At 64.6% G+C, this 25876-nt stretch carries 22 protein-coding genes; 14 read left to right on the top strand and 8 right to left on the bottom strand.

Annotated elements, in window-relative coordinates; genetic code table 11:
• Positions 1 to 58: 58 nt before the first annotated feature.
• The 5 genes from deoA (at position 59) to YWC_RS32805 (ending at position 7117) form a co-directional block, all read left to right on the top strand.
• Entirely contained in the window at positions 59 to 1381 is a 1323-nt protein-coding gene (deoA, locus tag YWC_RS0114030; protein WP_027865949.1) for a thymidine phosphorylase, read from the top strand.
• Between the two features lie 10 nt (positions 1382 to 1391).
• A complete protein-coding gene (locus YWC_RS0114025) occupies positions 1392 to 1796 on the top strand; it encodes a cytidine deaminase (protein WP_027865948.1) in 405 nt (134 codons plus the stop codon).
• Between the two features lie 159 nt (positions 1797 to 1955).
• Complete coding sequence (locus tag YWC_RS0114020) at positions 1956 to 4862, top strand: type VI secretion system Vgr family protein (protein ID WP_036214401.1); 2907 nt, start codon at positions 1956 to 1958, stop codon at positions 4860 to 4862.
• A gap of 58 nt (positions 4863 to 4920) precedes the next feature.
• Complete coding sequence (locus tag YWC_RS32810) at positions 4921 to 6312, top strand: hypothetical protein (protein WP_156923673.1); 1392 nt, start codon at positions 4921 to 4923, stop codon at positions 6310 to 6312.
• Positions 6290 to 7117: a hypothetical protein gene (locus tag YWC_RS32805; protein WP_156923671.1), complete on the top strand. Its 828-nt coding sequence runs from the start codon at positions 6290 to 6292 to the stop codon at positions 7115 to 7117. Before YWC_RS32810 ends, YWC_RS32805 begins: the two co-directional genes overlap by 23 nt.
• Positions 7118 to 7122: 5 nt before the next feature.
• Here YWC_RS32805 and YWC_RS33345 read toward each other — a convergent pair whose 3' ends face one another.
• Entirely contained in the window at positions 7123 to 7284 is a 162-nt protein-coding gene (locus tag YWC_RS33345) for a hypothetical protein (protein WP_169728116.1), read from the bottom strand.
• Here YWC_RS33345 and YWC_RS0114010 point away from each other — a divergent pair.
• The gene (locus YWC_RS0114010) at positions 7283 to 7951 is read left to right on the top strand and encodes a DUF2076 family protein (protein ID WP_027865946.1); all 669 of its coding nucleotides are present in this window, start codon (positions 7283 to 7285) and stop codon (positions 7949 to 7951) included. The genes YWC_RS33345 and YWC_RS0114010 overlap by 2 nt on opposite strands.
• Positions 7952 to 7971: 20 nt before the next feature.
• On the opposite strand, the gene YWC_RS0114005 is transcribed toward YWC_RS0114010, so the two are convergent.
• The 7 genes from YWC_RS0114005 to YWC_RS0113975 form a co-directional block, all read right to left on the bottom strand.
• Positions 7972 to 8742 carry a LytR/AlgR family response regulator transcription factor gene (locus YWC_RS0114005; RefSeq protein WP_027865945.1) on the bottom strand — a complete coding sequence of 257 codons (771 nt, stop codon included), beginning with the start codon at positions 8740 to 8742 and terminating at the stop codon, positions 7972 to 7974.
• Positions 8742 to 9632, bottom strand: coding sequence for a sensor histidine kinase (locus YWC_RS0114000; protein WP_027865944.1), 891 nt, complete (start codon positions 9630 to 9632; stop codon positions 8742 to 8744). Before YWC_RS0114000 ends, YWC_RS0114005 begins: the two co-directional genes overlap by 1 nt.
• A gap of 3 nt (positions 9633 to 9635) precedes the next feature.
• Positions 9636 to 9860, bottom strand: a complete 225-nt coding sequence (locus YWC_RS0113995) for a hypothetical protein (protein ID WP_027865943.1) — start codon at positions 9858 to 9860, stop codon at positions 9636 to 9638.
• 156 nt (positions 9861 to 10016) lie between these two features.
• A complete protein-coding gene (locus YWC_RS0113990) occupies positions 10017 to 10595 on the bottom strand; it encodes a GNAT family N-acetyltransferase (RefSeq protein WP_027865942.1) in 579 nt (192 codons plus the stop codon).
• 82 nt (positions 10596 to 10677) lie between these two features.
• On the bottom strand, positions 10678 to 13086 hold the full coding sequence (locus YWC_RS0113985) for an FG-GAP-like repeat-containing protein (protein WP_027865941.1): 2409 nt from the start codon (positions 13084 to 13086) through the stop codon (positions 10678 to 10680).
• A gap of 81 nt (positions 13087 to 13167) precedes the next feature.
• A complete protein-coding gene (locus YWC_RS0113980; RefSeq protein WP_036214378.1) occupies positions 13168 to 13800 on the bottom strand; it encodes a TetR/AcrR family transcriptional regulator in 633 nt (210 codons plus the stop codon).
• 7 nt (positions 13801 to 13807) lie between these two features.
• Positions 13808 to 15238 carry an aminotransferase-like domain-containing protein gene (locus tag YWC_RS0113975; RefSeq protein WP_027865939.1) on the bottom strand — a complete coding sequence of 477 codons (1431 nt, stop codon included), beginning with the start codon at positions 15236 to 15238 and terminating at the stop codon, positions 13808 to 13810.
• A 216-nt stretch (positions 15239 to 15454) separates the two neighbouring features.
• Between YWC_RS0113975 and aptA the strand changes: the two genes are divergently transcribed.
• The 8 genes from aptA (at position 15455) to YWC_RS0113935 (ending at position 25871) form a co-directional block, all read left to right on the top strand.
• Positions 15455 to 16771, top strand: a complete 1317-nt coding sequence (aptA, locus tag YWC_RS0113970; RefSeq protein WP_027865938.1) for an omega-aminotransferase AptA — start codon at positions 15455 to 15457, stop codon at positions 16769 to 16771.
• A gap of 4 nt (positions 16772 to 16775) precedes the next feature.
• A complete protein-coding gene (locus YWC_RS0113965; RefSeq protein WP_027865937.1) occupies positions 16776 to 18269 on the top strand; it encodes a CoA-acylating methylmalonate-semialdehyde dehydrogenase in 1494 nt (497 codons plus the stop codon).
• A 66-nt stretch (positions 18270 to 18335) separates the two neighbouring features.
• The gene (locus tag YWC_RS0113960) at positions 18336 to 19712 is read left to right on the top strand and encodes an NAD(P)-dependent oxidoreductase (protein ID WP_027865936.1); all 1377 of its coding nucleotides are present in this window, start codon (positions 18336 to 18338) and stop codon (positions 19710 to 19712) included.
• Complete coding sequence (gene preA / locus YWC_RS0113955) at positions 19700 to 20980, top strand: NAD-dependent dihydropyrimidine dehydrogenase subunit PreA (protein ID WP_027865935.1); 1281 nt, start codon at positions 19700 to 19702, stop codon at positions 20978 to 20980. Before YWC_RS0113960 ends, preA begins: the two co-directional genes overlap by 13 nt.
• Before the next feature lie 161 nt (positions 20981 to 21141).
• Positions 21142 to 22656, top strand: coding sequence for an NCS1 family nucleobase:cation symporter-1 (locus tag YWC_RS0113950; RefSeq protein ID WP_027865934.1), 1515 nt, complete (start codon positions 21142 to 21144; stop codon positions 22654 to 22656).
• 10 nt (positions 22657 to 22666) lie between these two features.
• Entirely contained in the window at positions 22667 to 24058 is a 1392-nt protein-coding gene (gene hydA / locus YWC_RS0113945; protein WP_027865933.1) for a dihydropyrimidinase, read from the top strand.
• Positions 24059 to 24073: 15 nt separating this feature from the next.
• Positions 24074 to 25312, top strand: coding sequence for a Zn-dependent hydrolase (locus tag YWC_RS0113940; RefSeq protein WP_027865932.1), 1239 nt, complete (start codon positions 24074 to 24076; stop codon positions 25310 to 25312).
• A 67-nt stretch (positions 25313 to 25379) separates the two neighbouring features.
• Positions 25380 to 25871 (top strand): MgtC/SapB family protein, encoded by a 492-nt coding sequence (locus YWC_RS0113935; protein WP_027865931.1) that lies wholly within the window; start codon positions 25380 to 25382, stop codon positions 25869 to 25871.
• Positions 25872 to 25876 lie beyond the last annotated feature (5 nt).

Below are 25876 nucleotides of genomic sequence, written 5' to 3'. Positions count from 1 at the left end.
AATTGGATTCCCGCCTGCGCGGGAATGACGTTTTGAAGTCAACACTTAAGGAAGCATCATGTTCCTCCCCCAAGAAATCGTCCGCAAAAAGCGTGACGGCGGCACCCTGAGCGCCGAAGAGATCCAGTTCTTCGTGCGCGGCATCCCGGACGGCAGCACCACCGAAGGCCAGATCGCGGCACTCGCGATGGCCGTCTACTTCAACGGCATGACGATGGACGAACGTGTCGCCTTCACGCTGGCGATGCGCGATTCCGGCCAAGTCCTCGACTGGAAATCCCTCGACCTGCCGGGCCCGGTGGTCGACAAGCACTCGACCGGCGGCGTCGGCGACGTGGTCTCGCTCATGCTGGGGCCCATGATCGCGGCCTGCGGCGGCTTCGTGCCGATGATTTCGGGCCGCGGCCTGGGCCACACCGGCGGCACCCTGGACAAGTTTGATTCGATCCCCGGCTACAGCACCGTGCCGGATCCAGAAAAATTCCGCCAGGTCGTCAAGGACGTGGGCGTGGCCATCATCGGCCAGACCGCCCAGCTGGCCCCGGCCGACAAGCGCTTCTACAGCATCCGCGACACCACGGCGACGGTGGAATCGGTGGCCATGATCACCGGCTCGATCCTGTCCAAGAAGCTGGCTGCGGGCCTCGACGCGCTGGTGATGGACGTGAAGGTCGGCAGCGGCGCCTTCATGCCGACCTACGAAAAATCGGTGGAGCTGGCCGAGAGCATCGTCCACGTCGGCAACGGCGCCGGCACCCGCACCTCGGCGATCCTGACCGGCATGAACGAGTCGCTCTGCCACGCCGCCGGCAACGCCGTCGAAGTGCGCGTCGCGATCGACTACCTGACCGGCAAGTCGCGGCCAAGCCGACTGCACGAAGTGACGATGGCGCTGTGCGCCGAGATGCTGGTCATTTCCGGCATCGCCAAGACCGACGAGGAAGCACGCGCCAAGCTGCAGGCGGCGCTGGATTCCGGCGAAGCGGCCGAGCGTTTCGCACGCATGGTGACCGCGCTGGGCGGCCCGGCCGACCTGATGGACAAGCCGGATGCACACCTGGAAACCGCACCGGTCATCGTGCCGGCACCCGCGCTGCAAGCAGGCTACGCGACCTCGGTCGACACCCGCGGCCTCGGCCTGGCGGTGGTGGCGCTGGGCGGCGGCCGCGTGCGTCCGCAGGACACGATCGACTTCGCCGTCGGCCTGACGAACCTGGTGGAGCTGGGGGATGCGATCGCGGTCGGCCAGCCGCTGGCGATGGTGCACGCACGCTCCAGCGAAGCCGCCGAGCAGGCGGTGCGCCAGGTGCAGGCGGCCTACCAGATCGGCCTTGATGCAGCGGCGGCCGAACCGATGATCTACAAGACCATCCGTCCTTGATACCGAGACCATGAAATACGCGAAACTCATCGACGAAGCCCGCGCCGCGCGCGAACTGGCCTACACGCCGTACTCGAAGTTCCAGGTCGGCGCCGCGCTGGAATGCAAGGACGGCCGCATCTTCCGCGGCTGTAACGTGGAAAACGCCTCCTACGGCCTGTGCAACTGCGCCGAGCGCACCGCCTTCTTCAGCGCCATCGCCCACGGCTACAAGCCGGGCGACTTCACGGCCCTGGCCGTGATCGGCCAGACCGACGGCCCGATCGCCCCCTGCGGCGCCTGCCGCCAGGTGATCCTGGAGCTGGGCGGCAAGGCATTGCCGGTGGTGCTGACCAACCTGAACGGCGACGTGTTCGAAACCACGGCGGCCGAGCAGCTGCCAAACGCCTTTGTTGGCGGAGACCTCAACCGGTAAGCAGCAATCGTCCGGTCAAAAGCGCTGCACGCGGTAAACGCGGCAGCGCTTTTCTTTTGCTTGTCAAAAAGCAAGCAAGCTGAGCTTCCTCAAGAGCAACATGGCAATCCCGGCGTGTAATCGCTGAAATCGCCTTGTATGCGCGCATGGGAGGAAGCGATGTCCGAACACGTCCAGATTGCCAGTCTTCTCGCATCCTTCGGCAGCTTCACGCAAGATACCCGCCTGCTCAGGCTGACGACACCACTTGGCAGCGCGCTGCTGGCGGAATGCATGCGCGGCGAGGAAGGGATCAGCCGGGGCTTCCGTTTTTCCATCGATGCCCTCTGTGCCGAGGCCGATGTGCGTCTCAAGTCGCTGGTCGGCCAGCCGGCGCTGCTCCAGCTGCTCACTGCCTCGAGTCTCGATGCGCTCCGGCCCTTCCACGGTCATGTGACGGCGATGGAGATGAGCGGGGCCAATGGCGGTTTCGCCCGCTACACCCTGACGCTGCAGCCCTGGACCAGCTTTCTCTCGCTGGGCCGCGACAGCCGCATCTTCCAGGACATGTCGGTCTTCGACATCCTCGACGTGGTCTTCGGCAGCTATTGCGGCCGGGCCAGGCTGGCGCCGGCATGGCGCCTGGAGATCGCCGACCGCAGCATCTATCCCAAGCGCAGCCTGACGACCCAATACCAGGAGAGCGACCTGGCCTTCGTCGAGCGCCTGATGCTGGAGGAGGGCCTGTTCTACTTCTTCGAGCACAGCGGCGATCCCGACAGCCCGTCGCTGGGCGCACACACGATGGTGATCGCCGACCACAACGGCGCCTTCCAGCCGAACCCGCAGGCGCAGGTCGACTTCACACGGCCAGGGGCCGTCATGAAGGCCGACAGCATCGACCGCTGGCGGACCGAATCCCGCCTGCCGAGCAATGGAATCGAGCTGGGAAGCTGGGATTACCGGACCGTGCGCCAGCGCCAGGTCCTGGCAGCGGGCCATGCCGGCCCGGCTGAAGCCTTGATCAGCCGCGACACGCCCGGACTGTATGCGTGGGAGACCCGCGAGCAGGGCGAGCGGCTGGCGGAGAACCAGATCCAGGCCTGCGAGGCGGCGCGCCAGGTCCACATCGCCGCAGGCACCGTGCGGACCTTCACGCCGGGCACGCGCTTCACCTTGCACGGGCATGCCCGCTTCGACGAGGCGCCGGGCGACGACGCGCGCAGCTTCGTGATCACCGCTGCGACCCACCTGATGCACAACAACCTGACGGCCGACATGCTCGAGACGGTCGACAAGCTGCTGGGACAGGGGCCGGTCGCCGGGATGGCCATGCACCAGTCCGAGCCCAGGATTCCACGGCAGCTCGCCGGCGATCGTCCCCTGTACCGCAACCGGATCGAAGCCATTCCAGCCAGTGTTCCTTACCGCGCAACGGGGGAGGAAGGACATGGGCGCCTGCTCCATCCGCGCCCGACCGTGCGCGGCCAGCAGACCGCCATCGTGGTGGGGCCGCCGGGTGCGGTGGTCCATACCGACAGGGATCATCGCATCAAGGTGCAATTCCACTGGCAGCGCGGCGCGATGAGCCATAGCCGCGCCTTGCATCCGTCGCCGGATGGGCATACGGGAGCGCCAGGTGACGATACGGCCGGGACCTGGGTGCGGGTGGCGACGTCCATGGCCGGCGCCAGCTGGGGCAGCAACATGCTGCCGCGGGTGGGGCAGGAGGTGCTGGTGGATTTCATCGAGGGCGACATCGACCGGCCGGTGGTCATCGGCGCGCTCTACAACGGCCGCGGGCAGCCCGATGCCCAGCACAACGGGGTCGCGCATGGTCCCGGTGCGGCGACCGGCAATGCGCCGCCATGGTTTCCGGGCGAAGGGGGTGGGCATGGGCATGCGGCGGTGCTGTCGGGCTTCAAGTCGCAGGGCATGGGTGACAGCCAGTCCGGCAGCGGCGCCTACAGCCAGCTGGTGTTCGACGACAGCCCCGGGCAGGCGCGCACTTCCCTGCAGTGTCATATGAAGGCGCATGAAGGCACGGCGGAGCTGAACCTGGGGCATCTGGTGCACCAGACCGATAACGAGCGGCTGCAGACGGTGGGCTTCGGGGCGGAGCTGAAGACGGCGCACAGCCTGGCGCTGCGGGCAGGGCAGGGGATGTTGCTGTCCACCGATGCGCGGCAGGGGGCGCGCGGCAGCCAGCTCGATTCGCGCGAAGCGGTGTCGCAGATCGAAGAGAGCCATCGCTTGCAAGTCGATGTGGCGAAGCTGGCGCAGAAGCATAACGCCAGGCTGGAGGAGGAGCCGGCGCCGGAAGAACTCGCGGCGGTGAAAGAGATGGCGCATAGCGCCGAGGTGATCGGAGCCGCCGCCGATGGCGCCGTCGCGTACAGCGAGCCCCAGCTGCAGCTGTCGAGTCCTGCGGGCATCGTCGTTACCACGCCGGCCGATGCGGTGATTTCCGCAGGGACCACGAGCAGCATCGTTGCGGGGCAGGACATCAATGTTGTCGCGCAGGGCAACTCATCCACCCTGGTTGCGAAGGGAATCAGCCTGTTCACCTACGGCAAAGCCACCAACAAGGAAAAACCGAACCAGGAGGTGGGCATCAAGCTGCATGCAGCCAGTGGGAAGCTGAGCAGCCAGAGTCAGTCGGGGCCGACGAGGCTGACGGCGGACAAGAAGATCACCGTGGCGAGCGTGACGAAATCGGTGGCGATTTCGGCGCCGAAGAAGCATGTGTTGCTGACGGCGCAGGGGGCGTATATCAAGCTCGAAGGGGGGAATATCGAGGTGCATGCGCCGGGGAATGTGGAGTTCAAGGCGAGCAAGAAGGAGTTGGCGGGGCCGGTCAGCGTACCCAGTCCCGAATATGCAATGAAAATCTCCGAACTGAATCTAAAGCGTGATCTTGAGATCGAGTACCTAGATGCAGACGGGAACGTTCTCACCGATGAGCCTATAGCATTCAGATTTTCGAATGGGGCGCAAAGGGAGGCAGTACTGGATGGGAATGGCAAGACTGTTCTTAAGAATGTTCCGCTGGGACCGTTTGGCGCAAAACAACCACGACGTAACTAAGAAAGATCTCTTGTACTCATCTTCGATATCGAAATAAATCTTCTCTGGACGAACAGTTATGGCTCAAGGAATAGAACGCTCTGCTAACGCAAAACCGCAGACGGTCTGCATTGATCTTCCCGGCGAATCGGTCCAATGTTGGCGATCGACTGACAAAGTACAGGTGATCTTGAAAAAACATCGCGATGTCATTTTCGAACTAAGCCTAGCGCAAGAGAAAAAGTACACAGTCGAATCGACGGGGTCGGACTTTTACAACGCCAACAAGAAAAAAATTGTTGCTGGTGGCGGTAAAGAACGAATCTTATTCGCCGACGGGGAACGGCTGCATTTATGGATATCACGTGATTTCAAAGGCGAATTTTTATTAAAGTCAGCAGGCCAGTTGTTGATGAGAATAGACCCAGCGAAGCTCGACGCAAGACGGTACGACAACGACCCAAAAACAAAGCCAATGCCGATTGTTGTTGGAATTGGCTCGCCTTTGCGAAAGACACCTTCCGACACGGTCCAAACTCAGAAGTTTAATGACGGAAAATTTATGGGTTTGCCGGCTAACCTGCGGCCAGCGGCGGCGCCCATCGACGAAGAATGCGCAGCAGTTTGTGTTGTAGAGGGAGACGCAAAAGGAATGCCGGCGCGCATATGGGATAAGTTGAAAAGTGGTGGAGGGGCTGATACTGGACTGGTTGAGGTGGATCCCAATGATATTGCGACACGCAACTGGTTGCTCGGGCAGATTGCTTCTGCTGGAGCTTATGTTGGCGATAATTGGAGCTGGTTGAAATCGAGCGTCGAGGGAAAGGCTGATACAGGGTTCAAGCTCGTTAAGGCAAGGATACATTATGTAAAAGGTAAGGCAAGGTACTACTTCTCAGGCTATACCCGATATAACACTATTTTTCGAAACGGTGGATTTGGCCCTGGGAATGACCGTGTTCTAAGCATTTTTTCGGGTGCTGGCAAGGCGAGCAGCTCGTTAGCTTCCGCGGCTGCGAATATTGCCGGAACTTTCAAAAACAATGCACTTGTTGCTTTCATCTTTGGAAATGTTACCAGTTTAGCGGAATGGAAAAGCGACATTACCAAGGACGGTTATGATCTGTCAGCAGCATTACTGATGAACTTAATCAAATCGATTATCATTGCAGCGCTAACTTCGTTAATTGTCGCTTTTTTGGTATGCGTAGCAATGTTCGCGTTCAAAGTAAGCGTGTGCATCGTTGCTGTCGGTATTGCGACTATGGCGGCAGGCGTAGCCGTCTCGTATGGAGTAGCTTGGGCCGACAAGGAACTCGGCCGGATAGTAGGTGGTAAAGAAAATAACGATGGTTTGTCCGCCGTTTGGGCAAAGCAAATGCGGGAAAATGTTGAGAAGAATCACAACTTTCTTCGCGATAGAAAGTTTTGGGACAAGGAGGACTGGATTGAAAAATCTCGATTCAATTAATCCGGAATTTTTAAGGCCTTCTCGGTTCTCATGGGTCGGAGCCTCTGGCTTGTTCCTTTTGGCGCTTACAAGCATTCCGCTCGCCTGTGGCCCGGTGCCTGATATTCCAATAAAGGAAAATCCGATAGCCTTGGCGCTTTTGGGAGTGCTAATATTTTCGGTGATTTTGTTTATTCTCCCTCTAGTCTTCAGGTGGGACTGGAAAGCCAAGTATTTCGGCTGTACAGCACTCTCTATAGCAAGTTTTTCTTTCTTGGCGCTTGTCCCTTGCGCTGTGCTGGTTGTCTATGGAACGGCACCTTTAATTTTCAATACCGTCGTGATCATAATTTATGGAGTCACGCACTATCTCTGGTGTAAGAAATTTTTTGTCGTTTATGAGTGTATTTATGCCCATGAGGAATTGAGAAACATGCTCTATAAAGAAGAGGTTGACGCAGTTTATTATTTGCAGCGAGGTGATGTATACCTTCTTGAGAAGTTCTTCAAAGTCTCTCAGGCTCCTCGAGGACGCGATTTCTTGCTTTTTTCCGTTCTTGCATTTTGCCTAATTCCTGTAATGGGGTATGCGCGGGAATTCACGGGAATTCCGTTCACGCACATATTTTTGATTGTTGGCGTACTGCCGCTTAGCTGGATGTGTATAGGGCTTGCTGTTCGTGGGTATTTAATTTTTTATCAATATCCGGCAAAAATTAAGAAAAGTACCGGGAAAGAAGTATATGTAGATCTGGCGAGCAGCTGCGATTCATTAAATAAATCAACTGCAGCAGAATTGAAGAGAGAGTTAAAAAATATTCAATAATTTCTCTAAAAAACCGGGCGCAATTGTTGGGGCGGCAAGAAAAATGTCGCTATCATCTTATTAGCTACGTTGATAACGGCTTCAGCCCAATACTGCAAAGGCTTGAAATCGTCAAAAGACACACAACATGCAGCTTTGACCACGTTTTCGATGAGGAGCACCACCATGAGCCCATCCGACACTCAAATGCTGCATGACTTCCTCGGCCAGCTCGTCCAGGCCCGAGGCATCAAGAAAGACCCCGAAGCCGACGCGCTCATCCAGCGCGCGGTCGCACAACAGCCCGATGCCGCCTACTTGCTGGTGCAGCGTGTGCTGCTGATGGAGCAGGCCCTGGACAGCGCCAAATCCCAGATCGCCGCGCTGGAAAACCAGCTGCATCAACAGCAGCAACAGACCAGCCGCGGCGGCTTCCTCGATCCCCATTCCTGGGGCAGCCGCAGGCACGCCAGCCACCCGCAATCCCACCACATGCACTACCAGCACGCCATGCCGGGCTCGATGGGCCGCGGCATGGGCGGCTTCCTGCGTGGCGGCGGCGGTGGCGGCCTGCTCGGCTCGATCGCCGCGACGGCGGCCGGTGTGGCAGCCGGCAGCTTCCTCTTCCACGGCCTGGACAACCTGTTCCATGACCACGACGGAAACGGCGGCGCCCACCTGCTGGGCGGAGAAAACCTGTCAGGCGCCGACCTGTCGGGCGGCGCGCTGGCCGACCAGGCCGGCCTGAACGACATCGGCACGGGCGACGGTCTGCTCGGCGGTGGTGATTTCGGGTCGGAAGGCAGCGGCGGCTTCTTCGACGGCGACGGGTCCGACGAAGGTCTGTTCGGCTGAGCGCCAGGCCGCCAAGGGCATCACATCTGCTGGAACAGATGCCCGTGGTTGCGGCTCACTTCCAGCTCGCCGGGGAAGTTGCGCAGACGGACCATCTGGCGCCCGCGCAGGTCGCGAAACACCTCGGCGATCGCATCCACCCGCACCAGGGTCGAGCGGTGGATGCGCCAGAACTCGTCCGGGTCCAGCTCGTCCGCCAGTTCCTTGAGCGTCTTGCGGATCAGGAGCTGGGCAGTCGCGGTTTGCACGCAGGTGTACTTGTCGTCGGCCTGGAAGAACAGGACCTCGCGCGTGCTGACCATGCGCAGGCTGCCGCCCACCTGGGCCTGGATCCACTTCAGGTAGTTCGGCCTGGCCGCGCCGCCCTGCTTGAGCAGGGCGCCCAGCTCGGCCAGCTGCGCGCCGATGTCCTGCGGCGCCCTGGTGAGCCGCGCGCGCAGGCGCTCGCAGGTGGTCTGCAACCGTGCCGGCGTCACCGGCTTGAGCAGGTAGTCGATCGCTCCCTGTTCGAAGGCGTCGAGCGCGTACTGGTCGTAGGCGGTGGCGAACACGATGTGGCAGCGGTTGTACAGCTGGCGCGCGGCGTCGATGCCGCCCATGCCCGGCATGCGGATGTCCAGGAACGCGATATCGGGCTTGTGCCGGGCCGCCAGCTCCAGCGCCTCGGCGCCGTTGGCGGCTTCGGCCACGATGCGCAGCTCGGGCCAGGCCTCCGCCAGGCGCATGCGCAGCTGGTCGCGCATCGGCGCTTCGTCGTCGGCGATTAGCGCGGTCGGGGCGCCAGGATTCATCAGTCGAACTCCGTCATCCGGTAGGGCAGGCGGATCGAGGCGCAGGCGCCGCCGCCGGGTGGCATCTCGATCACCAGCTCGGCATCCTTCCCGTACAGCAGGGCGAGGCGCTCGCGGATGTTGGCCAGGCCTACGCCTTCGTCGGCGTGCAGGTCGATGCCGACACCATCGTCGCACACGTCCACGTGCAGCGTGGCTACTTCGACATGGGCGCGGACCGTGATGGTGCCGCCGGCCACCTTCGGCTCCAGGCCATGCTTGATCGAATTCTCGATCAGGGTCTGCAGCATCATCGACGGGAAGGGCGAGCTGCCCAGGAAATCGGGCACCTCGAAGCGCACCTGCAGGCGCTCCTTCATGCGCGCCTGCATGATGGCCAGGTAGGCACGCGACAGCTCGACCTGCTTGCCGAGCGTGCCGCCGCCTTTGGTGCGCATCTGCGGCAGCGAGGAGCGCAGGTATTCGATCAGGTGCGCGTGCACGCGCGCCGCTTCCTTCGGGTCGGTCTCGATCAGCTGGCCGATCAGGGCCAGGGTGTTGAAAAGGAAGTGCGGTTCGACCTGGGCCTGCAGCGTCGCCATTTGCGCTTCCATCAGCCGACGCTCCAGGGTGGCGACGTTGGCCTTGTCGGCGGCCTCGCGGGCGGTGAGCTCGGCGCGGCGCTTGCCGCCGGCCAGCACCTTGACGCCGAACGAGATCAGGATGAACCATACCGCCGGTTCGGTCAGGTTGAACGAGATGCCGAAGACGAATACCAGGAACCAGGTCACGTACAGCTTGCGCCACTCGACCAGGGCCAGCCAGTCGAAGAAGCCCCACCACAGGGCGCTGGCTTCGCTGACGGCTTCGCGCACGAAGTCGAGTGCGCGGTTGATCGGGGCGGCAGTCATGGCTTACTCCACGATCTGGGCCGGACGACGGCCGAACAGGGCGGTCGCGACGACCTTCAGCAGCAGGAAGGCGATGAACAGCGTGAGCGCCAGCGGCACGATGCTCAGGATCAGAGCCAGCCCGATCGACACCGCCAGCAGTGACGGCCAGGACAGCGACGCCAGGGTGCGGGCGCCCGAACGCAGGGCACGGTTTGCCTTGCGGGCGATGTCTTTCATGTCGGTCATGAACGTATCAAAGCGAGAGGGTTTCATGCGTGGTCCTTCGGTTGAGTTGATGGCGCCACTGTAGGCCCTGGGGCCATGTAGCGCCATGGTCATCCGACGAACGGTCGAAATCCCGGGTTTGGCGGTAGCGTGGGCGGATAAGCGGGACCGTATTTATCACTTTCGGGAGAGCGCTGCGCGGCTGCGCGCGTCCCAGTAGCTGCGCAGCAGCCCGTAGTTGACGGTGTCGGCCATCTGGCCGTGCACGAACCAGCGTTCGGGCATGTAGCCTTCCTTGCGAAAGCCCAGGCGTTCGAGCACGGCGGCCGAGGCGCCGTTGCGCGGGTCGATGTCGGCCTCGACGCGGTTCAGCCGCAGTTCGTGGAAACCGTAGTCGAGCGCCACCTCCAGCGCCTCGGTGGCGTAGCCCTTGCCCCAATGCGGGCTGCCGAGTGCGTAGCCGAGTTCACAACGGCGGTTCTGCGGGAAGAAGTGGTGCAGGTTGACGGTGCCGATGAGAAGGCCGGTCTCGGCAAGCTCGATGCCGAAGCGTACCTCGGACTGCTCCCGGTAGCCTTCCAGGGCGCGCGCAAGGGCGTTTTCGGCAAAGGAGACCGAGGTCCAGGGTTCGGCGCTCCAGTAGCGCACGACCTCGGGATCGGCGAATACGGCGAACAGGTCGGCGGCATCGAGCATGGTCATGGGGCGCAGGGTGAGCCGCTCGGTGGTAAGGATGGGCGTCGGATAGCTGGACATGGTCACCTGATTGTTTAATTGCCAATAATCATACAGAGTGGGCGCGATTTGTCTTCGTCCAGAAGAAGGATTTTTGCTTGGTTCACGCGCCGGGCAGGTAATCGATGCCGCCTTCGATCGCGCCGATGACCTGGGCGCGGTTCTCCTGGCTCTCGCTGAAGCCGGCCAGCAGCGTCGTCCGCGAGCCCCCTGCTTCGAGGTAGTCCTGCCAGTATGCCAGGCCGGCCGCATCCGGCTCGCGGTGCAGCACGTTCCGGTACACCGTCGCGACGAAAGCGGGGGTGTCCAGCGGGCCGTAGCGTCCGACAAACTCGTCGCTGGCCATGAACTGCGCCGCCACGTCGTGCAGGCCGGCGCCGCGGTCCATCGCCGCGATCCAGAAGCCGAGGCCGGCCGCGTCGGGAGCGCGGTCGAAGGCGGCCTGGTAGATGCGGTAGGCCTGTCCGGCGCTGCCGTCGATGTCGAAGGCCAGGCCGCGATCGGCGAACAGGACACGCTCGACGCCGGCCAGGGCGACGTCGATGGCCTTGCCGGACAGCGTGACGCCGGCATCGTTGCGCAGCAAGGTATACGCGTGCCGCTGTCCCGGAAGCGTGGCGACGTCGAAACCGGCAGCGCCGTCGAAGGCATTGACGCCGGGGCGGGCAAGGAACACGTCGTTCCCACTCGATCCCAGCAGCGCCTCGCCGCCGAAGTTCGCCTGGTAGACATGGCCGTTGGCGAGCTTGTTGAGCCACACCGACATCACGCCGCCGCCCGTGATGCCGACCAGGTCGCGCATGCCGTCGCCGTCGACGTCGGCCGCCTGGACGCGTTCGCCCGGCGCGGATTCCCAGGCGAGGGCAAAGCTGCCGTCGCCGCGGTTCAGGTAGAGCTTGGACCTTACCGGCGTGCCTGCCGATTCGGCCAGGATATCGACGAAACCGTCGTTGTTGACATCGACCGCCGACAGGGACATCAACCAGCCGGGCTGGCTGGTGTCCTTGTCCTGGGGGAGGCGGGCCGCGGTCTCGTCGCGGAAATTTCCGGCGCCATCGTTGACCAGGAGCTGGATGTAGTCGGCATGGTAGAACGTGGCGGAGTCTCCGCCATTCGTCACGCTCAGCATCAGGTCCGGAAACGCATCGCCATTCAGGTCGATGCGCTCGACCTCGAGCACGATTTCGCCCGGCAGGCCGGCAGCCGGCAGGGAAATCGGCGCGCTGCGCGTGAAATTGCCGGTGCCGTCGTTGAGCAGGACCTTGCTCGGCGTTTTCATGAGGTTGCCGTCCCAGGTGCCCAGGACCAGATCGGCGGCGCCGTCGCCGTTGAGATCGCCGATCCCCGAGAAGGTGCTGGTTTCAGGATAATCCACGTGGCCGAGCGTGACCGAGGGCCGCGGGAGCAGCGCACGCATTTCGGTGAAGCGCCCGCTGCCATCGTTGATCAGGAGAAGATTGCCTTCGTCGATCGCATTCACCAGCACGTCGATGTGGCCGTCGCCGTTGACGTCGCCCGCGCTGCCGCCGTGATTCGTGTCCGGACGCTGGGGCAGGCTGGCGCTGGCGTCCTCGAGGCGGCCGCTCGATACGGAAGACAGGTAGAGGCTGCTGATTCCGCCGGGGAAGGGCGGCGCGTCGTCGCCGAAATCGAGCTGGAAGATGTCGCTGCGGCCGTCCCCGTTGAAGTCGGCCACGATGGTACGGCCGCCGCCGACGATCTTCAGGGGCGGCTGCCCGAAGATCTCGGCGGTGCCGTCGCGCAGGCCGCCCTTGCGGTCGCCCAGGACGACGTAGGTGGGGGCCGGGGCGGTGCCGGTGGCGACCTGGGTGACGATCGCGAAGTCGGTGCTGCCGTCGCCGTTGAAGTCGCCCGGCTTGAACTGCGACAGCCCGGCGTTCGTGGGGAAGGGAAGCTTGAGCGTGCCGGCGCTGCGGAAGTCGCCCACGAACTGCGAGCGCAGGATGACCGCATCGTCCGCCCCTGCGCCGACGAATTCGATCTTTTCGACACCACGCAGGATATCGGTGCCGCGGTCGCCGTTGGTGAAGCGCTTGACGACGGTGAAGGTATCGCTGGCCGCGTCGTAACGCACCTCGGCCGCCGTCGATTTCTCGAAGTAGTAGCTCACGGTATCGAAGCCGGCGCCGCCCTCGACCAGGTCGCTGCCTCCGCCGCCATGAAAGTATTCGTCGGCAGCGCCGCCGCGCAGGATGTCGTCATGGCCCGAACCCTGCACGACCTTGATGCCGACCAGGCGGTCGACGGTGCCGAATCCGTCCTCGGCGCTGCCTGCGCCGAGATCGACGATCACGCCGCGCGGCGAACCCCAGTAAGCGGCCGTCGCATAGGAAGCACCTGCGACGATCTCGTCATTGCCGGGACCGCCGATGGCCAGGCCGGTTGTCACGATGATGCGGTCGTTGCCCTCCAGGCCGTAGATCGGTCCTGCGGGAAGCGACTGCTTTTCCTGGTCGATGACGTCGTCATTCGGCGTGCCGTGAAAGTCCATGTTCGTCCTGTCGTGCGGAGTTGCAAAGATGCAAGTATATGCAATCGGCGGGAAAGAACGACATTCTGGACACGGTGTCCGTCAACCGGTCGCAGTCACCGCCCGCACCACCATATCGCCGATCAGGCGCTCGGCATCCTCGAAGTCCGCGCCGGTGAGTTCCGGCTTGTCCAGCACCAGCGCCATCTGGGCCGAGAAGTCGGCGTAGGACTGGGTCATGGCCCACAGCGCGAACAGCAGGTGGGTGGCGTCCACGCGGACGATGCGGCCGTCCGCCATCCAGCGCTCGAAGACCTCGATGTCCCGGCGCAGCAGCGGCACCACGCGGGCGCGAATCTGCTCGCCGTAGAACTTGGCGCCGCCGATGACTTCCATCGCGTACACACGCGAGGCCCAGGGCTGTTCGCGCGAGAAGCGCAGCTTGGCGGCGACGTAGGCGCGCAGCACGTCGCTTGGCTCGCCGCCGGCATCGGCAAGCTTGGCCATGCGCTCGAGCCAGTCGTCGAGCACGTCGTCGAGCACGCGCTGATACAGGCCCTGCTTGGTCGGGAAGTAGTAGAACAGGTTCTGTTTCGAGATGCCGGTCCGTTCGGCGACCGCGGCGATGCTGGTGCCTTCGTAGCCGCATTCGGCGAACAGGCGGGTGGCGGCTTTGATGATCGCGCTTTCCAGCTTGTCGCGCCGCCTGGCGCTGTCGGTGACGTGGATGTCCATGGTGTCCTCAGCGCTGTGCACGCAGGAAGTCGAGCAGTTGCGGGTCGGCCGCATAGGCGGCATTGAAGCGGAACCAGATGCCCTGGGGCTCGCGCTGCGTGAAGAATTCGCCCGGCGCCAGCAGGATGCCGGCCCTTAACGCGGCGTCGGCGATACTGCGGCCGTTTCTTGCCGCGGTCGGCGTCTCCGCCCAGCCGGCGCTGACGAACATGCCGCCGCGCGGCCGCGCCAGCGGACGCAATCCCACGTCAAGCAGGGCCTCCAGGGCGCGTTCGCGCGCGTCCTCCAGCTGGCTGGTCAAACGCTCGACCATGCGGCGGTAGCCGCGCGTGCCGGTGGCGTGGAAGACCGCGCGCTCGTTGATCTCGGACGTGGTCAGGCCCGCCACCATCTTCACGCGCAGCAGTTCCGGTATCAGGGAGTGCGAGGCGCACAGCGAACCCACCCGCAGTACCGGCGACAGGGTCTTGGAAAAGCTGCCGACCCGGATCACGCGGCGCAGCCCATCCATGGCCGCCAGCGACGCTTCGCCGGCGGCCGCCAGCTCGCGGTAGATGTCGTCTTCCACCAGCCAGAAATCGAACTGCTCGGCCAATGCCAGCAGGCGGTGCGCCTGGGCCTGCGAGAGCGAGGTGCCGAGCGGATTCTGGAGCACCGTGTTGACGAACATGAGCTTGGGATGCAGCAGGGCGGCCTGGCGCGCCAGTTCCTCCATGTCCAGCCCGGCCTCGCTGCGCGGGATGCCGACCGGGATGCAGCCATGGTGGCGCACCAGCGACAGCAGGTTGCTGTAGCCGGGCTCTTCCACCAGCACCACGTCGCCGGGCCGCGTGAGAGTGCGCAGCACCAGGTCGAAGGCGTGGGTGGCGCCGTTGGTCAGCAGGATCTGGTCGGGCTCGACGGCGAACAGCTCGCCCGACAAGCTGGTGGCGAGGTACTGGCGCAGCGCGGGGAAGCCGAGCGGGTGGCCGTAGCCGCGCAGGCGGCTGGCCGGGATCTTCATCGCATGGCGCACGGCGTCGAGGATGGTATTTTCTCCATACCACTCGGGCGGCAGCCAGCCGGCGCCGACAGGCAGCGCCTCGGCCTGCCCACTGTACAGGTCGGGGGCGAGGGCGTCGATTTCGGATTGCAGGCTGAGCTGAGACGCGCTCGGGGCGCAGCAGGGCGCCTGCGGCACGCTGCGCGCAACGAAGAATCCGGATCCGCGGCGCGAGGACAGCAGCCCCAGCTGATGCAGGCGCTCGTAGGCTTCGACCACAGTGAATGTGCTGACGCCATTGCACTTTGCGAATTGTCTAACCGATGGCATTTTCGTACCGGCACCGAGCTGGCGCTCGTTTACCATCGTCGAGATAGTCCCGACGATCTGCTCGACCAGGCTGCCGCGCCCCTTCCGGTCGATGGCGAGCAGCGGCCATGGTGCGTCACCTGCCATACTGGACTTGGATCGCAAGGTTTCAGAAGGAATGACCTCTGTCACAACAGCTTCTTCCATCGCCACCACTCCATTTACTGTACAGGTCGCGTTGCCTGTACGGTTGGTCGGTTTTACCCTTGGTGTATCTGTGCCAGTGTTGCCTTGCTGACTATTATTGATCAATATTTTGCCAACTGGTAAAAATTTTTCGCCGTCATGGCGGGGGAGAGACGCATGAACGAGTCCAGGCCCACCTCGATGTCCGCATTCTGGATGCCTTTTACGAATAACCGCGACTTCAAGGCCAATCCGCGCCTGCTGGTGTCAGCCGAGGGGATGTACTACAAGGATGTGGACGGCAACAGCGTGCTCGACGGCACTGCCGGCCTCTGGTGCGTGCCCTGCGGCCATGCCCAGCCGCGCATCACCCAGGCCGTGAGCGAGATGGTCGGCCAGCTCGACTTCGCGCCCACCTTCCAGATGGGCCACCCGGCCGCATTCGACTTGGCCGAGCAGCTGATGGAGTACACCGGCCACAAGTTCGGCCACGTGTTCTATACCAACTCCGGTTCCGAGGCGGTGGACACCGCGCTGAAGATGGCGCTGGCCTACCACCGGGCGCGCGGCGAGGGCGGGCGCACCCGCCTGATCGGCCGCGAGCGCGGCTACCACGGCGTCGGCTTCGGCGGCCTGTCGGTGGGCGGCATCGGCAATAACCGCAAGAGCTTCGGCCCGCTGCTGCCGGGCGTGGACCACCTGCCGCACACGCACAACCTGTCGAAAAACGCCTTCTCGCGCGGCGAGCCGGACTTCGGCGCCGAGCTGGCCGACGAGCTGGACCGCCTGGTCACGCTGCACGACGCATCGACCATCGCCGCCGTGATCATCGAGCCGGTGTCCGGCTCCACCGGCGTGCTGGTGCCGCCCAAGGGTTACCTGAAGCGCTTGCGCGAGATCTGCGACAAGCACGGCATCCTGCTGATCTTCGACGAAGTCATCACCGGTTTCGGCCGCCTATGTACGCCGTTCGCGAGCGATTATTTCGGCGTCGAGCCGGACATGATGACCACTGCCAAGGGCCTGACCAACGGCGTGGTGCCGATGGGCGCCGTGTTCTCCAAGCGCTTCATCCACGACGCCTTCATGGAAGCGCCGGCCGGCATCGAGCTGTTCCACGGTTATACCTATTCGGGCCACCCGCTGGCCTGCGCGGCCTCGCTCGCCACGCTCGAGGTGTTCCGCGAGCAGGGCATCATCGAGAATGCGAAATCGCTACAGCCTTACTTCGAGGATGCGCTGTATTCGCTGCGCGGCCTGCCGCACGTGATCGACCTGCGCTCGATCGGCCTGGTGGCCGGCATCGAGCTCGAACCGATCACCGGCAAACCAGGCGCGCGCGCCTACAGCGCCTTCAAGAAGGCCTTCGCGGACGGCATCCTGATCCGCGTGACGGGCGATATCATCGCCCTGTCGCCGCCGCTTATCCTGAACAAGCAGCACATCGACGAGCTGTTCGGCAAGCTGGCCAACATACTGAAAAACCTGGACTAGACACATGAATCTCATTTCGCACTTCATCAACGGCCAACCGGCGCACGCCGAGGGCACGCGCCAGAGCGATGTCTACAACCCGGCGCGCGGCGAGCCCTGCGCCCGGGTGGCGCTGGCCGAGCCGCGCGACGTCGACGCCGCGGTGTGCGCCGCGCTCGCTGCCTTCCCGGCCTGGGCCGCCACGCCACCGCTGGCGCGGGCGCGCATCCTGTTCAAGTACCTGCAGCTGTGCCAGCAGTACGTCGACGATTTCGCCGCCATGGTGGTGCGCGAACACGGCAAGACCTTCGCCGACGCTCAAGGCGAGGTCGCGCGCGGCATCGAGGTGGTGGAATTCGCGGTCGGCATCCCGCAGATGCTCAAGGGCGAATTCACCGACCAGATCGCGCGCGGCATCGACGCCTGGTCGATGCGCCAGCCGCTCGGCGTCGTGGCCGGCATCACGCCCTTCAATTTCCCGGTGATGGTGCCGATGTGGATGTTCCCGGTCGCCCTCGCGTGCGGGAATACCTTCATCCTGAAACCCTCGGAACGCGATCCTTCGCCTTCGCTGCTGCATGCGCAGCTGCTGAAGGAAGCCGGCCTGCCGGACGGCGTGTTCAACGTCGTGCAGGGTGACAAGGTGGCGGTCGACGCGCTGCTCGACCATCCCGACGTCCAGGCCATCAGTTTTGTGGGCTCGACCCCGATCGCCGAATACATCTATGCGCGGGGTTCGGCCGCGGGCAAGCGCGTGCAGGCCCTGGGCGGCGCCAAGAACCACATGGTGGTGATGCCGGACGCCGACATGGACATGACGGTCGATGCGCTCATCGGCGCGGCCTACGGCTCGGCCGGCGAGCGCTGCATGGCGATCTCGGTCGCCGTGGCCATCGGTGACGCCGGCGACCGCCTGGTTGCTGCGCTGGCCGAACGCACAGCCAGGCTCAAGGTCGACGACGGCATGGCGCCGGGCGCCGAGATGGGCCCGGTCGTCACCAGCGCCGCCAGGGAGCGCATCGAACGCCTGATCGGCCAGGGTGTGGAGCAGGGCGCAACGCTCGTCGTCGACGGCCGCGGCTACCGCGTCGACGGCTGCCCGAACGGCTTTTTTGTGGGCGGCACCCTGTTCGACCACGTCACCCCCGACATGACGATCTACAAGGAAGAGATCTTCGGCCCGGTGCTGTGCGTGGTGCGCCTGCCGGACGTGGGACGCGCGGTGGAACTCATCAACGCCAACGAATACGGCAACGGCGTCGCCATCTTCACCCGCGACGGCGGCGTGGCGCGCGAGTTCGTGCGCCAGATCGAGGTGGGCATGGTCGGCGTGAACGTGCCGCTGCCGGTGCCGATGGCCTTCAACAGCTTCGGCGGCTGGAAGCGCAGTCTGTTCGGCGACCACCATGCCTACGGACCGGAGGGCGTGCGCTTTTACACCCGCCACAAGGCGGTCATGGAGCGCTGGCCCAGTACTGCCAGCAGCGGACCGGAGTTCGCCTTCCCGCAGATGAAGTAGAGGTGGTGAATGCCCAGCAGGGCCGGGCTGCAGCATGTCGTCGACCTACAACAAGAAGGGATGCACATGATCGAATCACTCCAGCACCTGCCGCCCGCGGCAGGCTCGCACGGCGAGCTGGCCGCGCAGTTCACCGACCTGGCGCCTCCCTTCAGCGCGCGCCAGGCCGCCGTCGAGGCGGCGCGCTGCCTGTACTGCTACGACGCCCCCTGCATGAACGCCTGCCCGACCGGCATCGACGTCGCCGGCTTCATCAAGAACATCCATGACGGGAACGTCACTGGTGCCGCAGCGGGCATCCTGAAGGCGAACATCTTCGGCGGCAGCTGCGCCCGGGTGTGTCCCACCGAGATCCTGTGCGAACACGCCTGCGTGCGCAACAACCCGGCCGAGCGCGAGCCGGTGCGCATCGGTCTGCTGCAGCGCTACGCCATCGACAACGCCCGTTTCGAGGGCCATCCCTTCCAGCGCGCACCAAGCACCGGCAAGGTAATCGCCGTGGTCGGCGCCGGTCCGGCCGGCCTGTCCTGCGCGCACCGCCTCGCGATGCTGGGCAACGACGTCGTCGTGTACGAGGCGCGTCCGAAAGCGGGCGGCCTGAACGAATACGGCATCGCCAAGTACAAGCTGCCGGGTGATTCTGCCCAGCAGGAGGTGGACTTCCTGCTGTCGATCGGCGGCATCCACATCGAATACGGCCGCCGGCTCGGCGACAACCTGAGCCTGGCCGAGCTGCACACCCGCTACGACGCTGTGTTCCTGGGCATCGGTTTGCAGACCAGCCGGGCGCTCGGCCTGACGGGCGAGGATGCGCCCGGCCTGATGGCGGCCATCGACTACATCGCCGCGCTGCGCCAGGCCAGTGATCTGTCCCTGCTCCCGGTGCCGCGCCGCGCCGTCGTGATCGGCGCCGGCAACACCGCGATCGACATGGCGGTGCAGATCAAGCGCCTCGGTGCCGAGGACGTGACCCTGGTCTACCGCCGCGGCCTGGAATCGATGAGCGCAACCGGCCACGAGATCGAGATCGCCAAGGCGAACTTCGTGCGCATCCGCACCTGGGCGGCGCCGCTCGAGGTGCTGCTGGACGAAGGCGGCCGGGTATCCGGCATGCGCTTCGAACAGACCCGCATGGAAGAGGGACGCCTGGTGCGTACCGGCGGCGTGGTCGAGATCGCGGCCGACGCCGTGTTCAAGGCCATCGGCCAGGGCATGAGCGAAGACGGCTTCCAGGAGCCGCTGGCACGAGAACTGTCGCGCGAGGGCGAGCGCATCTGGATCGACAATCGCTTCCGCACCGCGCTGCCCGGCATCTATGCCGGCGGCGACTGCGTCGCGCCAGGGCAGGACCTGACGGTGCAGGCGGTCCAGCACGGCAAGCTGGCTGCAATGGCCATCCACGAAGACATCCAAGCGAAAACGGAGGCAGCATGGCCGACCTGAGCATCGATTTCTGCGGCATCAAGAGCCCGAACCCGTTCTGGCTGGCCTCCGCGCCGCCGACCGACAAGGCCTATAACGTCGTGCGCGCCTTCGAGGCGGGGTGGGGCGGCGTGGTGTGGAAGACCTTGGGCGAAGATCCGCCGGCGGTCAACGTCTCCTCGCGCTACTCGGCCCACTATGGCAAGAACCGCGAGGTCATCGGTTTCAATAATATCGAACTGATCACCGACCGCAGCCTGGAAATCAACCTGCAGGAGATCACCCAGGTCAAGAAAGACTGGCCGGACCGCGCCCTGATCGTCTCGCTGATGCTGCCCTGCGAGGAAGCGCCCTGGGCGGCGATCCTGCCGCTGGTCGAAGCCACCGGCGCCGACGGCATCGAACTGAACTTCGGCTGCCCGCACGGCATGCCCGAGCGCGGCATGGGCGCGGCGGTGGGGCAGGTGCCGGACTACGTGCAAATGGTCACGGCCTGGTGCAAGAAGCACACGCGCCTGCCGGTGATCGTCAAGCTGACCCCGAACATCACCGACGTGCGCCATCCGGCACGCGCCGCGCTGGCCGGCGGCGCGGATGCGGTGTCCCTGATCAACACGGTCAACTCGATCACCCACCTGGATCTCGACCGCATGGTGGCCTTCCCGATCGTCGGCGGGGCCAGCACCCACGGCGGCTATTGCGGCTCGGCGGTCAAGCCGATTGCCCTGAACATGGTGGCCGAGATCGCGCGCGACCCGGCCACGCGCAACTTGCCGATCTCGGGCATCGGCGGCATCGGCAACTGGCGCGACGCGGCCGAGTTCATCGCGCTGGGCGCCGGCAGCGTGCAGGTGTGCACGGCCGCGATGCTGCACGGTTTCCGCATCGTCGAAGAGATGAAGGACGGCCTGTCGCGCTGGATGGACAGCAAGGGCTATCCCGACATCGCGGCCTTCTCGCGCAAGGCGGTGCAGAACACGACGGACTGGAAGTACCTGGACATGAACTACCAGGTGATCGCCCGGATCGACCAGGACAAGTGCATCAAGTGCGGCAAGTGCTACGTCGCCTGCGAGGACACCTCGCACCAGGCGATCGCGCGCCTGGTCGACGATGCGGGCACGCGCCGCTACGAGGTGAAGGACGCCGAATGCGTCGGCTGCAACCTGTGCGAGATCACCTGTCCGGTGGAGGACTGCATCACCATGGGGCCGCAGGACACCGGCAAGCCCTATATGAACTGGACGCAGGACCCGCGCAACCCGAGGGCGGAGGCAGTAGCCGTTTGATGTTGTAGGGTGGGCGGGTCTCCCGCCCGCGCGTTCAAATCACGCTTGCAGACACGCTCGCGTGCGTTGAACGCGCGGACGGCGAAGCCGTCCACCCTACGTAAGTACGATTGCGCTACACTCGGTCGCACATTTTCGCAACCGACGAGGAGAGTCCCCCCGTGACCACGCACCATGACGCGCCGAGCGGCGCAAGCACCGAACTCTGGAACCACGACCTGGCCCCGACCACGGCCGCGCAGCGCACCTGGCGCTGGTATCACTTCGCGGCGCTGTGGGTCGGCATGGTGATCAGCATCCCCGCCTACATGCTGGCGGCCAGCCTGATCGAAAGCGGGATGTCGGCCTGGCAGGCGGTGCTCACGGTGTTCCTCGCGAACGTGATCGTGCTGCTGCCGATGCTCCTGATCGGCCACGCCGGCACCAAGTACGGCATTCCCTATGCGGTACTGGCGCGCGCCTCCTTCGGCACCCGCGGCGCCCGGCTTCCCGCCCTGATGCGGGCGATCGTCGCCTGCGGCTGGTACGGCATCCAGACCTGGTTCGGCGGCAGCATGATCTACACGCTGCTCGGTGTGCTCCTCGGCGCCCCGATCGGCGGCGAGAACTTGCCGGGCCTGGGCATCAACCTCGGCCAGCTGGCCTGCTTCCTGGGCTTCTGGGCGATCCAGATGTACTTCATCGTGCACGGCATGGAATCGATCAGGAAGCTGGAAACCTATACCGCGCCGCTGAAGATCGCGATCTGCTTCCTGCTGCTGTGGTGGGTGTACGACAAGGTGGGCGGCTTCGGCCCGCTGCTCGGCCAGCCCTCCGCGTTCGTCGAGGGCGGACCGAAGGCGGGCCTGTTCTGGGCGGTGTTCTGGCCGTCGCTGACGGCGATGATCGGCTACTGGGCCACGCTGGCGCTGAACATCCCCGACTTCACCCGCTTCGCCAAGACCCAGCGCGACCAGGTGGTCGGCCAGACGCTCGGCCTGCCGTTGCCGATGGGCCTGCTCGCGGCACTGGCCGTGACCGTCACATCGGCCACCATCGTCCTGTACGGCAAGGCCCTGTGGGATCCGGTCGACGTGGCCAGCCGCATGACCGGCATCGCCGTGCTGGTGGCGCTCATCATCCTGCTGATCGACACCGCCAGCGTCAACCTGGCCGCCAACCTGGTGGGCCCGGCCTACGATTTTTCGGCGCTGTCGCCCAGGCGCATCTCCTACCGCATCGGCGGCTACATCACGGCCGGCATCGCGCTCGCAATGATGCCCTGGAAGATACTCGAGACCACCCAGAACTACATCTTCATCTGGCTGACCGGCTACTCGGCCCTGCTCGGGCCGATCGCCGGGATCATGATCGTCGACTACTACTTCGTGCGCAAAACAAAACTCGACGTCGACCAGCTCTACAACGAGGGCGGAAGCTACTCGTATAAAGGTGGCTGGAACGTCGCCGCCATCGTGGCCTTCGCGGCCGGGGTGCTGCCCAACCTGCCCGGCTTCCTGAACGCGGCGCTGCCGGACGCCTTTCCGAACGTGGGCGAGGCCTTCAAGACCATCTATACCTACGCCTGGTTCGTCGGCGTGGTGATCGCGGCCATCGTGTACGGGCTGATGATGAAGGGCCGCACCGTGCCTGCGCAGAGAAGCGTGAATCACGCAGCGAACAACTATCCAACCTGAAGGGAGAGTCATGACTACCTTGATCCGTGGCGGTACCGTCGTGAACGCCGACCGTGCGTTCCGCGCCGACGTACTGTGTGTGGGGGACAGGATCGCGGCCGTGGGCCAGAACCTCGACGCGCCCGCGGGCGCGACGATTGTCGATGCCGGCGGCCAGTTCGTGATGCCGGGCGGGATCGACACCCATACCCACATGCAGCTGCCCTTCATGGGCACCGTCACGGCCGACGACTTCTTCAGCGGCACCGCGGCCGGCCTGGCCGGCGGCACCACCACCATCATGGATTTCGTGATTCCCGACCCGAAGCAGTCGCTGCTGGAGGCCTTCCACACCTGGCGCGGCTGGGCCGAGAAGTCGGCCGGCGACTACACCTTCCACGTCGCCGTCACCTGGTGGGACCCCTCGGTGCACGAGGAGATGGGCGTGCTGGTGCGCGAGCACGGCGTCAACAGCTTCAAGCACTTCATGGCCTACAAGAACGCGATCATGGCCGACGACGAGACCCTGGTCAAAAGCTTCCGCCGCGCGCTCGAACTGGGCGCGATCCCGACCGTGCACGCCGAGAACGGCGAACTGGTCTACCAGCTGCAGCAAGAGCTGTTAATGAAGGGCATCCGCGGCGCCGAGGCCCATCCGCTCTCGCGCCCGCCGGAAGTGGAAGCCGAAGCCGCCAACCGCGCCATCGCCATCGCGGGCGTGCTTGGCACCCCGGTCTACATCGTCCACGTGTCCTGCGCCGAATCGCTGGAGGCGATTACGCGGGCGCGCGCCAAGGGGCAGCGCGTGTACGGCGAAGCGCTGGCCGGCCACCTCGTTATCGACGACAGCGTGTACCGCCATCCCGACCCCGAGTTCGCCCGCGCCCACGTCATGAGCCCGCCGTTTCGCAGCCGGCACCACCAGCAGGCGCTGTGGCAGGGCCTGCAAGGCGGGAACCTGCACACCACCGCCACCGACCACTGCACCTTCTGCGCCGAGCAGAAGGCGGCCGGCAAGGACGACTTCACCAGAATCCCGAACGGCTGCGGCGGCGTCGAGGAACGCATGGCCGTGGTCTGGGACGCCGGCGTGAACACCGGCCTGCTCACGCCCTCGGAATTCGTGCGCGTCACCTCCACCAACGCGGCCCAGATCTTCAACATGTACCCGCACAAGGGCTTGGTCGCGGTCGGGGCCGACGCCGACATCGTGGTCTGGGACCCGAGCGGCACCCGCACCATCTCGGCACAGACCCAGCATTCGAAAGGCGGCTTCAACGTCTTCGAAGGCCGCACGGTGCGCGGCATCCCGACGCATACGGTCGCCAGGGGCAAGCTGGTGTTCGAGCTCGGCACGCTGCGTGCCGAAGCCGGGGCAGGGCGCTACATCGAGCGTCCCGCTTTTTCCGCCACCCTGGCTTGATGCGAGGAGACCAGCATGGACGAACTGCGTATCAATGGCGAGCGCCTGTGGCAGTCGCTGATGGACCTGGCCGCGATCGGCGCCACGGACAAGGGCGGCGTCAAGCGCCTGGCGCTGACGGACCTGGACCGCCAGGGCCGCGACCTGGTCGTGCGCTGGGGCCGCGAGGCGGGGCTGGAAGTCACGGTCGACCAGATCGGCAATGTCTTCATGCGGCGTGAAGGGCGCAACCCGTCCGCGCTGCCGATCGTCACCGGGAGCCACGTCGACACCCAGCCGACCGGCGGCAAGTTCGACGGCAACTACGGCGTGCTGGCTGGGCTGGAGGTGGTGCGTACCCTGAACGACCGCAAGATCCAGACCGAGGCGCCGATCGAGGTCGCCTTCTGGACCAACGAGGAAGGCTCGCGCTTCGTGCCGGTGATGATGGGGTCGGGCGTGTTCTGCGGCGCCTTCAGCCTGGAGACGGCCTATGCGGCGGTCGATACCGAAGGCAAGAGCGTGCGCGAGGAGTTGGAACGCATCGGCTACCTGGGCGACGAAGTGCCCGGCAAGCATCCGATCGGCGCCTATTTCGAGACCCACATCGAGCAGGGACCGGTGCTGGAAGACGCGGACAAGGTGATCGGCGTGGTGCCGGCCGTGATGGGCCTGTCGTGGTACGACTGCACCGTGACCGGCATGGAAGCGCATGCCGGCCCGACCCCGATGGGACTGCGGCGCGACGCGCTGCAGGTGGCGACGTCGATCATGCAGGAAGTGGTCGCCATCGCGAACCGCTACCCGCCCTATGGACGCGGGACGGTGGGCATGGTGCAGGTGTTCCCGAACAGCCGCAACGTGATCCCCGGGCAGGTCAAGTTCAGCATCGACCTGCGCAACGTGAACGACGCGCTGCTCAACACCATGCACGAAGAGATGCTGGCCTTCGTGGCCAACACCCGCAAGGACAGCGGCCTGGCCATCGAGGTCGAGCGGGTGTCCTACTACCCGCCTTGCCCCTTCCACCCGGATTGCGTGAACGCAGTGCGCGCCGCCACCGAAAAGCTGGGCTATTCGAGCATGGATGTGGTCTCTGGCGCCGGCCACGACGCCATCTACGCCGCCAGGGTGGCGCCGTCCGGCATGATCTTCGTGCCCTGCAAGGACGGCATCAGCCACAACGAGATCGAGGACGCCCAGCCGGCCCACCTGGAGGCGGGATGCAACGTGCTGCTGCATGCGATGCTGGAACGGGCGGGTGTCGTGGGTTGATTGTCAGCCGAACGCCACCGTTCTTGTTTAAGTGGCATCATTCCCGGATGTGTTCGGGAGGAGCAGGATGGATTGGGTAGAGCGGAGCTGGCTGACGATACAGCATGAATTTTCGGACCTCGGCAACGTCGAGGACATCACGCGCATCGTGGTGCGCCTGCTGGTGGCGGTCGTGCTCGGCGGGATGCTCGGTTACGAGCGCGAATCGGTCGGCGCCTCGGCCGGCCTGCGCACCCACATGCTGGTGTCGCTCGGTTCGGCCCTGTTCGTCCTGATCCCGCTGCAGGCGGGCATGGAGATCAGCGACATTTCGCGCGTCCTGCAGGGCGTCACCGCGGGCATCGGCTTCATCGGCGCCGGCGCCATCCTCAAGCATCACCAGAAGGAAGACATCAAGGGCGTCACCACGGCCGCCAGCGTGTGGCTGACCGCGGCTGTCGGCATCGCCGCCGGCATGGGACGCGAATCGACCGCCGTGCTCAGCGCCCTGTTCGCGCTGATCATCCTGGCGATCCTGCGGATCACGCCCAAGGATGAATCAACCAGGGCGAGGGAGTAAGCGCT

The sequence above is a fragment of the Massilia alkalitolerans DSM 17462 genome (genome assembly GCF_000427785.1).
Classification (GTDB): domain Bacteria; phylum Pseudomonadota; class Gammaproteobacteria; order Burkholderiales; family Burkholderiaceae_D; genus Telluria; species Telluria alkalitolerans.
Note: the sequence above shows the minus strand (reverse complement) of the source record. Positions and strands in the feature narration are given on the sequence as shown.

Coding starts and splice junctions, on each gene's coding strand:
- YWC_RS0113935 (WP_027865931.1), top strand. CDS start 25,380: ATGGATTGGGTAGAGCGGAGCTGGCTGACGATACAGCATGAATTTTCG.
- YWC_RS0114010 (WP_027865946.1), top strand. CDS start 7,283: ATGAGCCCATCCGACACTCAAATGCTGCATGACTTCCTCGGCCAGCTC.
- YWC_RS0113975 (WP_027865939.1), bottom strand. CDS start 15,238: ATGGCAGGTGACGCACCATGGCCGCTGCTCGCCATCGACCGGAAGGGG.
- YWC_RS0113985 (WP_027865941.1), bottom strand. CDS start 13,086: ATGGACTTTCACGGCACGCCGAATGACGACGTCATCGACCAGGAAAAG.
- YWC_RS0113965 (WP_027865937.1), top strand. CDS start 16,776: ATGAATCTCATTTCGCACTTCATCAACGGCCAACCGGCGCACGCCGAG.
- YWC_RS0113940 (WP_027865932.1), top strand. CDS start 24,074: ATGGACGAACTGCGTATCAATGGCGAGCGCCTGTGGCAGTCGCTGATG.
- hydA (WP_027865933.1), top strand. CDS start 22,667: ATGACTACCTTGATCCGTGGCGGTACCGTCGTGAACGCCGACCGTGCG.
- YWC_RS33345 (WP_169728116.1), bottom strand. CDS start 7,284: ATGGTGGTGCTCCTCATCGAAAACGTGGTCAAAGCTGCATGTTGTGTG.
- YWC_RS0114025 (WP_027865948.1), top strand. CDS start 1,392: ATGAAATACGCGAAACTCATCGACGAAGCCCGCGCCGCGCGCGAACTG.
- deoA (WP_027865949.1), top strand. CDS start 59: ATGTTCCTCCCCCAAGAAATCGTCCGCAAAAAGCGTGACGGCGGCACC.
- YWC_RS0113980 (WP_036214378.1), bottom strand. CDS start 13,800: ATGGACATCCACGTCACCGACAGCGCCAGGCGGCGCGACAAGCTGGAA.
- YWC_RS0113995 (WP_027865943.1), bottom strand. CDS start 9,860: ATGACCGACATGAAAGACATCGCCCGCAAGGCAAACCGTGCCCTGCGT.
- aptA (WP_027865938.1), top strand. CDS start 15,455: ATGAACGAGTCCAGGCCCACCTCGATGTCCGCATTCTGGATGCCTTTT.
- YWC_RS0114005 (WP_027865945.1), bottom strand. CDS start 8,742: ATGAATCCTGGCGCCCCGACCGCGCTAATCGCCGACGACGAAGCGCCG.
- YWC_RS0113990 (WP_027865942.1), bottom strand. CDS start 10,595: ATGTCCAGCTATCCGACGCCCATCCTTACCACCGAGCGGCTCACCCTG.
- YWC_RS0114020 (WP_036214401.1), top strand. CDS start 1,956: ATGTCCGAACACGTCCAGATTGCCAGTCTTCTCGCATCCTTCGGCAGC.
- YWC_RS0113960 (WP_027865936.1), top strand. CDS start 18,336: ATGATCGAATCACTCCAGCACCTGCCGCCCGCGGCAGGCTCGCACGGC.
- YWC_RS0114000 (WP_027865944.1), bottom strand. CDS start 9,632: ATGACTGCCGCCCCGATCAACCGCGCACTCGACTTCGTGCGCGAAGCC.
- YWC_RS32810 (WP_156923673.1), top strand. CDS start 4,921: ATGGCTCAAGGAATAGAACGCTCTGCTAACGCAAAACCGCAGACGGTC.
- preA (WP_027865935.1), top strand. CDS start 19,700: ATGGCCGACCTGAGCATCGATTTCTGCGGCATCAAGAGCCCGAACCCG.